Origin of the sequence: Lutimaribacter saemankumensis (assembly GCF_900100005.1) — a bacterium.
Lineage (GTDB): Bacteria > Pseudomonadota > Alphaproteobacteria > Rhodobacterales > Rhodobacteraceae > Lutimaribacter > Lutimaribacter saemankumensis.
Map to the genome: position 1 here is coordinate 37,035 of NZ_FNEB01000001.1, position 13,697 is coordinate 50,731.

14 protein-coding genes are annotated in these 13,697 nt (G+C 60.7%); 12 read left to right on the forward strand and 2 right to left on the reverse strand.

The annotated features are described in order from the left end of the window. The 5 genes from ntrB (at position 1) to BLT50_RS00200 (ending at position 3,540) form a co-directional block, all read left to right on the forward strand. Positions 1-837 (forward strand): nitrate ABC transporter permease, encoded by an 837-nt coding sequence (gene ntrB / locus BLT50_RS00180; RefSeq protein WP_090025228.1) that lies wholly within the window; start codon positions 1-3, stop codon positions 835-837. 12 nt (positions 838-849) lie between these two features. After that, a complete protein-coding gene (locus BLT50_RS00185) occupies positions 850-1,758 on the forward strand; it encodes an ABC transporter ATP-binding protein (protein ID WP_090025233.1) in 909 nt (302 codons plus the stop codon). Between the two features lie 76 nt (positions 1,759-1,834). Next, the gene (cynS, locus tag BLT50_RS00190; protein ID WP_245723239.1) at positions 1,835-2,305 is read left to right on the forward strand and encodes a cyanase; all 471 of its coding nucleotides are present in this window, start codon (positions 1,835-1,837) and stop codon (positions 2,303-2,305) included. Between the two features lie 303 nt (positions 2,306-2,608). Then, positions 2,609-2,947 carry a hypothetical protein gene (locus BLT50_RS00195; protein WP_139170444.1) on the forward strand — a complete coding sequence of 113 codons (339 nt, stop codon included), beginning with the start codon at positions 2,609-2,611 and terminating at the stop codon, positions 2,945-2,947. Continuing rightward, the gene (locus BLT50_RS00200) at positions 2,947-3,540 is read left to right on the forward strand and encodes a hypothetical protein (protein WP_090025236.1); all 594 of its coding nucleotides are present in this window, start codon (positions 2,947-2,949) and stop codon (positions 3,538-3,540) included. The genes BLT50_RS00195 and BLT50_RS00200 overlap by 1 nt, the downstream gene beginning before the upstream one ends. 48 nt (positions 3,541-3,588) lie before the next feature. Here BLT50_RS00200 and BLT50_RS00205 read toward each other — a convergent pair whose 3' ends face one another. Beyond that, positions 3,589-3,876 (reverse strand): DUF1330 domain-containing protein, encoded by a 288-nt coding sequence (locus BLT50_RS00205; RefSeq protein ID WP_090025238.1) that lies wholly within the window; start codon positions 3,874-3,876, stop codon positions 3,589-3,591. A gap of 138 nt (positions 3,877-4,014) precedes the next feature. Here BLT50_RS00205 and BLT50_RS00210 point away from each other — a divergent pair, with 138 nt between their 5' ends. Next, on the forward strand, positions 4,015-4,791 hold the full coding sequence (locus BLT50_RS00210; protein ID WP_090025241.1) for a transglutaminase-like domain-containing protein: 777 nt from the start codon (positions 4,015-4,017) through the stop codon (positions 4,789-4,791). Between the two features lie 25 nt (positions 4,792-4,816). After that, positions 4,817-5,749, forward strand: coding sequence for a 3,5-dioxohexanoate:acetyl-CoA acetone transferase (gene kce / locus BLT50_RS00215; RefSeq protein ID WP_090025243.1), 933 nt, complete (start codon positions 4,817-4,819; stop codon positions 5,747-5,749). 85 nt (positions 5,750-5,834) lie between these two features. Here kce and BLT50_RS00220 read toward each other — a convergent pair whose 3' ends face one another. Beyond that, positions 5,835-6,917, reverse strand: coding sequence for a polyheme membrane-associated cytochrome C (locus BLT50_RS00220; RefSeq protein ID WP_090025245.1), 1,083 nt, complete (start codon positions 6,915-6,917; stop codon positions 5,835-5,837). 125 nt (positions 6,918-7,042) lie between these two features. Here BLT50_RS00220 and BLT50_RS00225 point away from each other — a divergent pair, with 125 nt between their 5' ends. The 5 genes from BLT50_RS00225 to BLT50_RS00245 all read left to right on the forward strand — a co-directional run bounded on the left by BLT50_RS00225 (position 7,043) and on the right by BLT50_RS00245 (position 13,683). Then, on the forward strand, positions 7,043-8,515 hold the full coding sequence (locus BLT50_RS00225) for a ferredoxin reductase family protein (RefSeq protein ID WP_090025248.1): 1,473 nt from the start codon (positions 7,043-7,045) through the stop codon (positions 8,513-8,515). Positions 8,516-8,733: 218 nt separating this feature from the next. Then, positions 8,734-9,543 (forward strand): hypothetical protein, encoded by an 810-nt coding sequence (locus tag BLT50_RS00230; protein ID WP_090025250.1) that lies wholly within the window; start codon positions 8,734-8,736, stop codon positions 9,541-9,543. A 249-nt stretch (positions 9,544-9,792) separates the two neighbouring features. Then, positions 9,793-10,446 (forward strand): pyroglutamyl-peptidase I, encoded by a 654-nt coding sequence (locus BLT50_RS00235; protein WP_175491354.1) that lies wholly within the window; start codon positions 9,793-9,795, stop codon positions 10,444-10,446. Between the two features lie 292 nt (positions 10,447-10,738). Beyond that, a complete protein-coding gene (locus BLT50_RS00240) occupies positions 10,739-12,376 on the forward strand; it encodes a flotillin family protein (RefSeq protein WP_090025255.1) in 1,638 nt (545 codons plus the stop codon). 59 nt (positions 12,377-12,435) lie between these two features. Continuing rightward, a complete protein-coding gene (locus BLT50_RS00245) occupies positions 12,436-13,683 on the forward strand; it encodes an urea ABC transporter substrate-binding protein (RefSeq protein ID WP_090025257.1) in 1,248 nt (415 codons plus the stop codon). The last annotated feature ends 14 nt before the right edge of the window (positions 13,684-13,697 follow it).

Sequence of the window (13,697 nt, forward strand, 5' to 3'; positions counted from 1 at the left end):
ATGTTCGACAATCTTACAGTCAACCAACGTGCTGCGCTTTTATCCGTGGCGATGCTGGTGGTGGGCCTCCTGATATGGGAGGCCGCCATCCCCGCCCAGAAGGCGGCTGGAGAGCTCACCGAATACGAGCGCCTCACAGGTGGGGGCGCGCCCAAGGCCGGCGTTCCGCCGCCCAGTGACGTCTTGACCAAGGCCTGGGAGCAACTGTCGAACCCGTTCTATGACGCCGGTCCGAATGACAAGGGGATCGGCATCCAGATCGGATATTCGATCTACCGGGTTCTTACGGGGTATTTCATGGCCGCCTTGGTTGCCATCCCCCTGGGGTTCCTGATCGGGATGAGCCAGGTCGCCTACAAGGCGTTCAATCCGTTCATCCAGGTTCTGCGGCCGATTTCCCCGCTTGCTTGGATGCCGCTTGCGCTGTTCGTGATCCAGGACAGCGAGGCTTCGGCGATTTTCGTCATCTTCATCTGTTCCATCTGGCCGATGCTGATCAACACCGCATTCGGGGTCGCAGGCGTCCGGCAGGACTGGGTTAATGTGGCGCGCACTCATGAACTGGGGGCATTCCGCACCGCCTTTACCGTCATTTTGCCGGCCGCCGCGCCGACGATCATCACCGGTATGCGGATTTCGATCGGGATCGCCTGGCTGGTGATCGTGGCGGCCGAGATGCTCGTCGGGGGAACCGGGATCGGATACTACGTCTGGAACGAGTGGAACAACCTCGACCTGACATCGGTGATCTTCTCCATCCTCATGATTGGTGTGGTGGGCATGCTGCTGGACTCGGCCTTCGGGTTCCTGCAGCGCGCCGTCGCCTACGCGGAATAAGGGAGTAGCGTCATGTCCAAACCGTTTCTCAGCATCGAAAGACTGACCCAGAAATTCCCCGACGGGCAGGGGGGCACCCTGACCGTTTTCGAAAACGCGACCTTCGGCATCGAGAAAGGAGAGTTCGTCTGCATCCTCGGCCATTCCGGCTGCGGCAAGTCGACGATCATGAACATCCTCGCCGGCCTTGCGGAACCGACATCGGGCGTGGTCAAGATGGACGGCTACGAGGTTTCGGGCCCGTCGCTGGACCGGGGCGTCGTGTTCCAGAACTACTCGCTCCTGCCCTGGCTGTCTGCGTTGAAGAACGTGACTTTCGGCGTGAAGGCGCGTGAACCCGGCTGGTCCAAGGCCAAGGTCGAGGAACACGCGCGGCAGTATCTGGCCATGGTCGGTCTCGAGGGCGATGTCGTCTATCGCAAGCCAAGCCAGCTTTCAGGGGGTATGCGCCAGCGCGTTTCGATCGCCCGTGCGTTTGCCAATCACCCCAAGCTTTTGCTGCTCGACGAACCGTTCGGGGCGCTGGACGCGTTGACGCGCGGCACCATCCAGGACGAGCTTCTGAAAATCTGGAGCGGAACCGGCCAGACGGTGTTCATGATCACCCACGACATCGACGAGGCCATTCTGCTCGCGGATCGGATCCTGCTGATGACGAATGGCCCCTTCGCCCGCGTGGCCGAGTCGGTCGAGATCACCATTCCCCGCCCGCGCAGCCGAACCGAGATCGTGGAACATCCCAATTACTATGCGATCCGCAACCACCTGGTGCAGTTCCTTGGGCAGCGTTCCAAAGAGCTTGCCGGCCAGAAATCCGACAGCACCGAACTGCGCCCGGACACCGTCAGGATCGACCATACCGACGCCGAAGCGGTCGAGAACCCGGAAACCAGCCCGCGGCTGCGCGCTGTCAACGAATGATGGCGCGCAGCCAAAGCGGTGCGTGACACACACCAACGCCGGCGATTACGGCCAAGACCCGAAAAGGAGAAGCACAATGAAAGACAACTTCGAGGTTCCATCGATGATGACCAAGGACGACGTGACGATGATGATACTCTCGGCCAAGAAACAGGCCGGGCTGACATGGGAAGAAATCGCCGAGCGCATCGGCATGTCGCCGGTCTGGACCCACTCGGCATGCATGGGCATGAACGGCTTTCCCAAGGACAAGGCGGAGGCGCTGGTTTCCGTGATGGGGCTGCCCCAGGAAGCGGTGAGCGTTCTCGAAGAGCCGCCCACCAAGGTGTGGGAACAAAGCGTGCCGACCGATCCCTGCATCTATCGCCTGTACGAGATCGTGGGCGTCTACGGGCCGACCATCAAGGCCCTGATCGAAGAGAAATTCGGCACGGGCATCATGTCGGCGATCGATTTCGACATGCAGGTTGTGCGCGTCCCGCACCCCAAGGGCGACCGGGTTAAAATCGAAATGTCGGGCAAATACCTGGCCTATAACTCCTGGTGAGCGTGGCTTTGAGTAGGCACTGAAACAAGAGTGCGCAGGAACTGACCGAAATTGCAGGCTTTCGCATTCGCGGAAGCCTGTTTTCGCTTCCCGGGCGACCTGCGGTCAGGGCCGACACTGCTGCGGTGAAAAAGCATCGTATCTGACGTTCCCTCCGCCGCCACATTTCCGCCGCAAAATGCGGCCGTTCAGAATGCCAGAGCGAGGGATTTCCCCTCGATACACATCTAGATTGCAGGCTATTTCCACGTTGGAAAAGCGGAGCAATTGAACAAGTGTCTGTTCTGGCGTGATTTTTCGCTCATGACTTCAGCCTGGCCTTTGCAATTGCAGAAACAGTCCGTTTTGAGTTTTGCCCTTTCTGTGTGCCATATTTTTGCCGCAAACTGTAACGTGCGGAATTTTTTGAAAGCTGGCATTATGAAAACGGATTATATCGCTGTGGTCCGGACCAGATTTGAACCGGAATCCTATTATCTCGCCTTGGCTCGAAAGCGGCGGCTTGCCGCGCTCGAGGCGATCAAACGGCGCAAGACCGATACTCTGGATGGTGGGCGCGCATCTGAGGGGCGAACCAAGATGCGTCTCCAACCCGTGGTGAAACTTGGATCTTTGGAAAAACTGCCACGGACACACGCGTAATGCCACGAACGTTGTCGCATTACTGCGCGCTGACCGACATCCAGCCGGATGACATCAACACCTACGAAAGGCCGCTGGCACAGAACCCCGAACTCGCCATGCAGGCGCTTGAGGCCGTTGCGTCATGGCAGCGTGTCGAACAATCCATGGTCCATCTCTATGCGTTCCTGTTGAAGGGAAACGACCACCGCGCCGCCGCGTCCTTCATGGCGCTCAAGGGGATCGACGCGCAAAGCTCTCTTCTCTTGGCGGCCGCGAAAGATGCCATTCCGGGTAAGCGGTTGCTCAACTTCATGAAGCTGTTGAATGTCACGCGGAAATCCAAACTAAGGCGGGACCGGCTTGTCGATTGGTCTTGGGCCCATTCAGAGGCGCTGCCCGACGCATTGCTGCTTTGCAAGCCGACAATCGATGGCGTCGAAACCGAGAACTTCGACGACATTTACGTTTACCACGAAGACGATTTCCGACAGATCATCGCGGACAGTGCCCGTCTGGCCAAGCTTTTCAAAGAGTACATTCGCATCGCCCTTGTCGAAGGGGATGCGTCAGAGGCAAACGAATGGTTGTTCTCGTGGCTGGACAGGGCCTGAGTGCCCGTTGAACGGTGTTTCGCGAAATCAGCGCCTTGGCGCCGCAGATCAGAGCCCTTCGACAAGGATCAGGTCGGTGTCCGATATCTTTTCCCTCACAGACCGTGCCAGCGAATACGCCTCGGACTCGTAGAACGCGCGCGCTGTATCGATGCTTTCGAATTCGATGACGATCGCGAGCCCCTCCGCGCCTCCTTCGCGATGATCGGGGGACGGGTTCCTGACCAGAACCTTTCCGTTATGCGCTTTGATCGCAGCGCCGGAAAGCTGCTTGAACTCTTCGAATGCGTCTTTGTCGTGAACGCGAATATGAGCGATAAGATAACCTTTTGGCATTTTCGTTGCTCCCGGATGTCAATTTGTTCAAGGTTCGGGGTCTTCCTCCCTTGCATTGCGCGCCCATAATGCACGAGAACCCCATTTCGCCAAACCGTGGCCAATCATGAGGGAACAACCGGGAAAGCAGCGACGCCGATGAAGCTCGATATCCATGTCTCACTCGCCTATCTGCTCGGAGCGCAGAGAACGGCGCTGCTTGCCTTGGAGGCAGCAAGGACAGATGGGCAGAACGTCCTCGAAGATCATCTTCATATCGCAGATGCCGAGGTTTCGTCCCTCGAAGGCGAATGGGGCGTGGGGCGGCGAAGCTGGATAAGCCTTCGCGAAAAGACAATGCGCCTTAACTACCGCGCGACCGTCAGCGTAACGAGAAACCCGACATCCCTGTCTGGCCTTTCGCAGGCGGATGTGACCGAATTGTCATCCGAACTGGTCACGTTCCTGCGCCCATCGCGCTATTGCCAGTCCGATCTGCTGGAACGTTTCGCGGCTGATCACTTTGGCCATCTGACGGGTGGCGCAAAGATCGCTGCTATTCTTGAATGGATAGAGGCCGGCATGACCTATGACCCTTTCCATTCCACGGCTGAGACAACCGCGATGGAAACGTTTGCCGCGCAGAGAGGCGTATGCCGTGATTATGCGCACCTGCTGTGCGCATTGGCGCGCGCGTCCCATATTCCGGCGCGGTATGTTTCGGGCTATGGGCTGTCGGTCGACCCGCCGGATTTTCACGCCGTGGTTCAGGTGTGGCTGGAAAACGCGTGGCATATGGTCGATCCTACCGGGATGTGCCGCCCGGACGAGATCGCAATGATCGCCGTGGGCCGGGACGCAGCCGATGTTCCTTTCATGGAAACCCCGGATGAAGCCAGGTTTCTAGAACAGAATGTCCGGGTTACGGTCGGATAGAATACCGTGCAGGGGGGATTTGGATATGCCGGGAAGTGACAAGGTCATCATCACATGCGCAGTCACCGGGGCCATTCACACGCCTTCGATGACGCCTTATCTGCCGATCACGGCGGATGAGATCGCGGCAGCGGCGATCGGGGCGGCCGAGGCCGGGGCCGCGATCATTCACCTGCATGCCCGTGATCCGCTGACCGGAAAGCCCGATCAATCCCCCGAAGCCTTCGCGCCTTTCCTGCCGAGGATCAAACAGGCGACGAATGCCGTCGTGAACATCACCACCGGTGGCTCGCCCTACATGACTGTCGCGGAACGTGCCGCACCGGCCGCGAAATACCAGCCCGAGGTCGCATCGCTGAACATGGGGTCGATGAATTTCGGTTTCTTCCCGCTTCTTGCGAAATACAAGGAGTTCAAGCACGACTGGGAAAGGGATCACCTCGAAGGTTCGCGCGATCTCGTCTTCCGCAATTCGTTCCAGGATATCGAGTATGTTCTGGAAACCTGTTACGGCAACGGCACCCGGTTCGAGTTCGAGTGCTACGACATCTCGCATCTCTACAACCTCGCGCATTTCGCGGATCGGGGTTTGGTAAAGCCGCCATTCTTCATTCAATCGGTTTTCGGCCTGCTGGGCGGCATCGGCACGCACCCCGAAGACGTTATGCACATGAAGCGCACCGCCGACCGTCTGTTCGGCAAGGATTTCCGGTGGTCGGTGCTGGGCGCAGGCAAGGATCAGTTCCGCGTCGCCACGCAGGCTTTGTCCATGGGGGGCAATATCCGGGTCGGTCTGGAAGACAGCATATGGATCGCGCGCGGCGAACTTGCATCCTCGAACGCGCAGCAGGTCGAAAAGGCCCGCCGTCTGGTCGAAGGTCTTGGGCTGGAGGTCGCCACCCCGGACGAGGCGCGCGAAATGCTGGCGCTCAAGGGCGGGGATCAGGTCAACTTCTGAAGACGGCCGAAAACCGTCGACCCATTCCGGGTTTCGCAGGCAAGGTTGCTGAACCGGGCATAATTGAACGCGCAGATTTGCGGCTTCACGGCCGTTTCAGCCGCCCGGTTTCGATATCCGCGCGCTCGGCAAGGCTTTCGATGCTGTCGTGGAGCAATTGAATCGTGTAGCCCGGATTGTGCACCCAAGCGCCGCCATCCTTGGCAACCACCTGGTAGTTATAGGCCGCCATCAGCAGCCGGGGCGTCCAGGTCACGTATCGGTTTGGAAAACCCGCTTCCTCCGCCGCGATCTGTCCGTCACCATCGCTGTCATTGAAGAAATACGGATAGCTGACGGCGGAGTATCCGATAGGTTGCCCGACAATCTCATGCGCATAGACAGCGATGGCTTTACCCAAAAGGGCGTGCAAGCCTTGAATTTCGCTCCGAATGCCTGAACTGGTCGATCCGTCCCCATCGAAATCGGCGTGGCGCGTGCGGATCTGCCGGATATCGGATGTTCCCTGGTGGCAGGCCATGCAGCTCTCGGTTTCCACCCGGGTCGTGTGCGGATCGTGGCAAGCAACGCATGTTCCCGCGCTCGGGACATGAGAGAAACGCCCGGCGTAATTGCGGCCCGGATATTGAAACCCGCCACGTGCTTCGGCGCCATGCATAACCGCCGCCGCGATACCGTAATGGACATTGATAAACCCGAGATCGGGGTTCACCGTGTCCATTTCGGTGCCATTCGTGGCCGAACGCACTGCATCTGTCGACGCGCGCCCCTGGTGGCAGACGGTGCAGGTGGCCGAACTGCCAAGCCCACCGATGGTAACCCCGGACGGAAACGGCACGGCATCGAGCACGGTTGCCTCGGACACGTGGCACGAGGCACAGCCAATAACGGTGTTGATGGTACCTGGATGCTCGACGGAAAGGGGGGCGGTCCCGTCGGCGCCCAGCCAATCCAGCATCCCCGTTTCAGAGTGGCAGGCCGCGCATGCCTCGGGAACTTTCCCTTCGGTGTTCCAATGCGTGAACGAAGGCGACTGGTAATCGCCATGCGGCCCGGAAAGCCAGGCTTCGGTTACAGCGGACAGGTTGAATTCTTCTGCAGACACGGGCGATGCGACGACCAACAGCGCGGCTGACATCAGATGAAAGAGGGTAGCGGCTGACCTCATGGCGGTCTCTCCTGTCCGTGATCCCCGAAATTATCCCGCAGATTCGATTGAAATCCTTAATCGAGATCAAGGACGCCCGGCGCGGCACGAGGCTGACTCGCATGGGCAAGCGAAGGAGTGGCCACATGCCAGATATCGGGACCGATCAGGGAGCACGGGGTGCAAGGCCGTCGCCACATCTGCCCCCGGTCGCCGTTGCGGGCCTCTATCTTGCCGTTTGCCTTGCGCCGCTGGTGCTGGCCTATTTGCAAAGCGTTGCTCCGATGGTTGCCTGGGGCATGGCTGCCGCGGGGCTTGGTCTTGTCGGGCTTGCTGCGATGACGGCGCAGTTCGTGACGTCCGGGCGATTCCAGATCATATCCGGTGGGTTGGGGATCGATCGCGTCATGGCCTTCCACAAGACGGCCGCATGGTGGGTCTTTCTGGTCGCGCTGATCCATCCGGTGATCTACATCGTGCCCACCTATATTGCCGATCCCGCGTTGGCGATCGAACGGCTTTGGGCCTATTACACGTTGCCGCATTATCGTAGCGGTGTGATCGCGCTGTTTGCGCTGGGTCTTCTCGTGTCCGTCGCGGCGCTCCACAGGCACCTGCCACTGCCCTACGAACTTTGGCGCGCGACGCATATCGTGCTGGCACTCGTTGCGACCGGTGCGGGGCTGCATCACGCCTTGACGGTCGGCCGTTTCAGTGCGTCGGCCTCCCTGTCCGGTTTCTGGTGGGTGATGGGGGCGTTGGTCGCCGGTGTGGTTCTTATCCTTTACGGGTGGCGCTGGGCGCGGCTGCATACGCGTCAGTGGCGCCTTGCCTCGGTCACGAAGGTTGCCGACCGGTTGTGGGAACTTGATATCCAACCGGTGCCGGGCACCCGGCCACTTGTCTACCGGGCCGGCCAGTTTGTCTGGCTGACAGAAGGTACAAGGCGCTTTCCGTTGTTCGACCATCCGTTTTCCATCGCCGACAGCCCCGCGCGCCAGGGTCTGAGCCTGATCGTCAAGGAGGCCGGCGATTTCACGAACCGCATCGGGACGCTTGCGAAAGGAACTCCCATCGGAATCGACGGCCCATATGGCAATTTCACTTTGAAAGGGCGCGGAGGGGATGCCGTGCTGCTGATTGCCGGGGGCGTCGGGATTGCGCCGGTCATGGGGATTCTGCGTGACCTCGTGGCGCGGGGGCACAGCCGACCCGTCCGGTTGGCCTATGCAGCCGGGATGCCCCGGAACTTTGCCTGTCTTGACGAAATCGGCGCAGCCGCATCGAAACTCGACCTTACGACCCTGCTGTTGAGCGAGACCGATGCAACTGACTGGACGAGTGAAATCGGGCTGCTCGACCGGGCCAGGCTTTCTGACCTGCTGCGCGGGCTTAACCCGAAGCAAACGGTCGCGATGATCTGCGGCCCGGGGCCGATGGTGACGGCCGTTGCGGACGATCTGATCGACCTCGGGTTGCCTGCCGACCGGATAATGTACGAACGTTTCGACTATTCCGAAGGCGCGTCGCGCCTCGACAGGCGCATGCGCCGGCGCTTTCTCGGTCTTGCCGCCGGCCTCGGTCTGGGTGTCGCGGCCTTCGTTGCGGTGCAGGCTTGAAACCGCTGTCCGGGTGAATCACTGCCGACCGAACGTCGCAAGGAAGAGCACCTGCAGGGCACTTGATGCAAATCAAGGCAAATGGACCTGTTCCGTCTAGCATTGCGTGGTCCTGAACGCTGCTGCCGGTCCGGTCGCAGGAATGCCCGGCACCAGGCCCGGGAACGCGGCACAAGCCATGCGGATCGGTTACTTCGCGAGGCAAGGGGGAGGTGGAAATGAAACGCATCCTTTCACTCCTGTTCATCGCATCCTTGTCGATGAGCCAACCGGCGCGGGCAGATCTCAGACTGGCAAGCGCCGGCATCTGGGAGCCGGGACAAGACCGCAATATCGTTGCCGCCGGCGCGTGGGAGATCGAGATACCCGCCGCGTTGCATTCCGACGTGTTCACGGGGGCAGGGGTTTATCATGCGACCGTTGTCGACCCGCTGCACACGGTCGTGTTCGCCGTGGCGCGCAGTTTCGCGCTGAATTGGCGGCCGGACGGTGACGTGCGGCCCGAGCCCACACCCGACGAAAAGCGTATGGAGTTGGCGCAATTGACCGAGCTTGGGATTGCCTATCAGTCCCAGAGCCTTTTGCGCGGCAATTCAGACCGCATTTCGGGCGTTTCGATCCGGCGGCTTTCACCTGCCGAGTTGCCGGTCGCCAGCTTTTGCGGGGGGCACGCCTGGACGGCCACCGATACCGGTGTCGAAGGTCAGGACGGGAGACCCTTTACCCTGCGCGGACGCACGGTTTTCTGCTTCGATTATGTCGATAGCGGGCAGGCACCGATTGATTTCGTCGAGGTGCATTTAAGCGAACGGTATTGCGGCAGTGCCGGCCACGTTCCGCTGGTCGGATTCGACCCCATGGCGACCGCGATCTTCCGGTCCATGCGTTATACCCGCGGGCCCGCACATCGACCGCCGCAAGAGCAGCCAGGCGCATCCCGCATCGGACACGGCGTCGGGCTGATCGGGCAAGGGTTCGTGCCGCCATGGAACGCAACTCCCGATCCCGTGGACTATTGCAGAGGGTAGGGACCGACGGTCCAGGCCCGGACATCCACGCCTTGCGCAGGCCCGGCGATGCCGAACTCAAAGGCGGCAACGCAGCTTTCGCTGTCTTGTCCGGCGCGAACGATAGTGCATGATACGCCTGTGACCGATTGGCCGGGGCGCTTCGCGTCCGGGCACCGCCCCGACACGAAGCAGCCCGTTCCCGAGCCACGTTGCAGGTGGTTTTATGGACAGGCGCTTTCGGTCCGGCATGAGAACGGGATGCGAAAAATGATCCTTTTGACAGGATTTCAAAGTTACGCCGGGCGCAGCGCGAACCCCTCGGAAGAGGTCGCGCGGATACTGAACGGCACGCGCGTCGGCGAAATGGACGTTCACGGGGTCGGCCTTCCGGTGGATTTTCACGAGATGCGCCAAAGCTTGCCTGCGCTGATCGACGAGCTGAAACCCCGGATCGTGGTTTCGATGGGGCTTTGGCCGGGCGAGCCGATGATCCGCCTGGAACGGGTCGCGGCAAACTGGTCCTGGTTCGAGCTTCCCGACAATGCCGGACACCGGCAGAATGGCAAGGTGATCCAAGACGGCCCCGACGGATATCTGACGACCTTGCCGTGCGATGAGATGCAGGCCGCTATTCGCGGGGCAGGGCTGCCATGCAGGCAATCCGGCAGCGCGGGAACCTATCTTTGCAACGCGACGGCCTATGTTGCGCTCGATCATTGTTCGAAACACCATCCCGCAACGATCGCGGGGTTCGTGCATCTGCCATACCTTCCTGCACAGGTGGCCGAATTGCTGGACCAGGTTGCCGCGGAATCGGTACTCGAGCTGCATCAGCGCGCCGATCTGGCGTCGATGGCGCTGGACGACATGGTGCGCGCGATGCGCATCGCGCTGGAAGTCGCGCAGGCGCATTCCGCCTGAAGGCGCGGGCTGTCGCGCATGCCTCAGCGCGTCGTCCTTTCGACCTGGCGGCGCGTTGGCACACGCGGGTTCGGCGCACAATATTTTGGCATCTCTGGCGTAAATGACCCGTTTTCGCGGGCATTATCGTTGGTGCACATGCGAATTTACCGATCAAGTCCGTTGACAGATTTTCGAGTCGGCGCTTACGCTGGGTAAAGATAAAAACTTGGCGGCCCCCTGGTGGTGACCGGACCAAGAAAAGGAAGTGCAGATCAATGCGTTTCTTTTCTAGAACAGGGGAGTCGGTGAGATGACGGTGTTTATTACTGTGATCGTTCTGCTGGTCGTCGCGGTTCTGATCATACTTTTCCTGAATCGCTATTACCGGAAAGCCACGCGTGAAATCAGCCTGGTTAGGACCGGTGCGGGCGGCCAGCGCGTCGTTCTTGACGGTGGCTGCATTGCATTGCCCTTCCTGCACAAGGTGTCCGAGGTCAACATGCGCACCACCAAGCTCGAGATCGAGCGGTTGGGGCCGAAATCCATCATCACCAAGGATCGTCTGCGCGTGGATGTCGGCGCAGAATTCTACGTGCGGGTCCGCGCGACGAACGAAGGCGTGGCCACGGCTGCACAGGCGCTGGCAGGCAAATCGTTCCGCTCGGCCGACCTGGCCGAAACACTCGAAGGCAAGCTGGTCGATGCCATGCTTTCCGTCGCCGCGCGCTATACGATGGACGAATTGCAGGACAACAGGGCCGGTTACGCCCGCGAGGTTTCGGAAATCCTGACCGAGAACCTCGCTCAGAACGGTCTCTTGCTTGAATCTGTCTCGCTCACGCGGATCGACCAGACCCCGTTCCATGCGCTTGATGAAAACAACGCCTTCAACGCGCTGGGGATGCGGCGCCTGGCCGAAATCATCGCAGTGAACAAGAAGGAACGCGCCGTGATCGAGGCTGATGCGGACGTTGCCGTGCGCCAAAGCCAGCTGGACGCCACCAAGCGCAAGTTGACCATCTCGCGCGAGGAAGAAGAGGCGATGATAACCCAGCAGCGCGAGATCGAGATCGCGCGATCACGGTCGATGGCGGAAACCGCCGAAGAGCAGGCCGCGTCCGAAAAGCGGCGCGAGGCGGCACGGATCGCCCGCGAACGAGAAGTGCGCCTGACCGAGATCGAGAAAGAGCGCGAACTGCGCGAGCAAAGTCTTGCCGCCGAGCTTGCCACCGCGTTGGCCAAGACCGAAAACGCCGTGCGGCTGGCCGCCAAGCGTGTGGAAGAGGCCCATGCCGAGGCCGAAGCCATCGCAGCAACCGCAGCTGGCGCAGAAGCCGAGGAAAAGGTCCGCACGATCCGCGAACAGGCCAAGGCCGACCGCGAAAAGGCGCTTGCCCTGATCCGTGCGGCCGAGCAGGCCGAGGTCGACGACACCCGCGTCCGCTCCGAGGTGGAATCGATGCTCGCTATGGCCGAGGCCGAGGCAAAGGCCATGCTGGAACGCGCCGAGGCCCAGAAGGCCCGCCTGATGGCCGAGGCCAAGGGCCGCGCCGCCGTCATCGAGGCCGAGAACGCGCAAAGTGCGGAACTCATGGCGATGAAGCTCGACGAGGCACGTATCAAGACCCTGCCAGAGGTCGTCGAACGCATGCTCAAGCCCGCGGAAAAGATCGAAAGCATCCGCATCAACCACATCACGGGCATGGGCCGTGGCGGCGGGTCCGGCGGCGATGGCGCCGATGGCGGGGACGGGGGCACGGTGAACCAGCTGGTCGATGGCGTTCTGTCCATGGCACTGCAACTGCCCGCGGTTCAGCGGCTGGGCGAAGAGGTCGGGATGAATATCGGCAACGGTGTTCGCGGCGTGACCTCTCAGCTTGACCAGCGCAGCAGCGGGACGACGAAATCAGAAGAAACAGGCGGCAAAACGTCTGAAACCAAGGACTGATGCGGCCGAAAGGCAAAATGCCAACCGCATCCGTCACCATTCCAACAGGAGAGACTGTCATGACTTTTTCGCGTAGGAGCTTTCTTGCCGGATCCTCGGCGCTGGCCCTGTCATCCGCGCCGATCATCGGCCGGGCACAGGGAAGCGACAAGATCATCTTTGCCTCGATCCTCGACCTTTCGGGGGGGCTGGATATCTACGGCGCACCGATGGCCGAAACCACCAAGATGGCCATCGACGACATCAACGCCGCCGGGGGGCTGCTCGGGCGCGAGGTAGAGCTGAAACTCTACGACGCCCAGTCGACTATCCAGTTCTACACGCAATATGCCACGCAGGCCGCGGCGGGCGACCGCGCGCATACCGTGCATGCCGGCATCACCTCGGCCAGCCGCGAGGCAATCCGCCCGACGCTGTCGCGGTTCCAGACGCTGTATTTCTACAACGTCCAGTACGAAGGCGGCGTGTGCGACTTCAACAACTTCTGCACCGGTTCGACGCCGGCACAGACGGTGGCAAAGGTCGTGCCCTACGCAATGAACAAGTGGGGAAAGAAGGTCTATATCGTGGCGGCCGACTATAACTACGGTCAGATCACGGCGCAGTGGATGCAGCGTTTCGTCAAGGAAAACGGCGGCGAGACACTGGATGTCGAGTTTTTCCCGCTGGACGTCACGAACTTTGGCCCGACGATCAACAAGATCCAGACCGCCAAGCCGGATTTCGTGATTTCGGCGCTTGTCGGCGGCGCGCATGTGTCGTTCTACCGCCAGTATGCGGCGGCGGGCATGAACAAGGAAATCCCGATCGCCTCGACCACCTTCGGCGTCGGCAACGAGCAAACGCTGATCTCGGCCGAAGAAGGCGATGGCATCCTTGCCTCGTACGGGTATTTCGAAGGGGCGGACAACGCCACCAATACCGAATTCCTCTCCCGTCTCGAGGCGCGTCTTGGTGCCGACCGTCCGGTCATGAACGAACTGGCGGTGCGGTCCTACGAAGGCGCGATGCTGTGGGCCGAAGCGGTCAAGATGGCCGGCACCCCCGATCGCGGCCCGGTGATCGAGGCGCTGCGTTCCGGCCTGACCTACAACGGTCCGTCCGGCGCGGTGACGATCGATCCCAAGACGAACCACTGCAACATGAACGTCTATATCGGCGAGCTGAAGGACCAGAAATGGAACATCGTCGAATCCTACGCGGATCAGCCGCCGGCGGATACGCAGCTGGTCTGTGACCTGGTGGCCAACCCCAACCAGTCGACCTTCATGTTCGAAAACGGTCTCGCCGCGGCCGGGATCGAGTAACGCCCTTGCGGGTC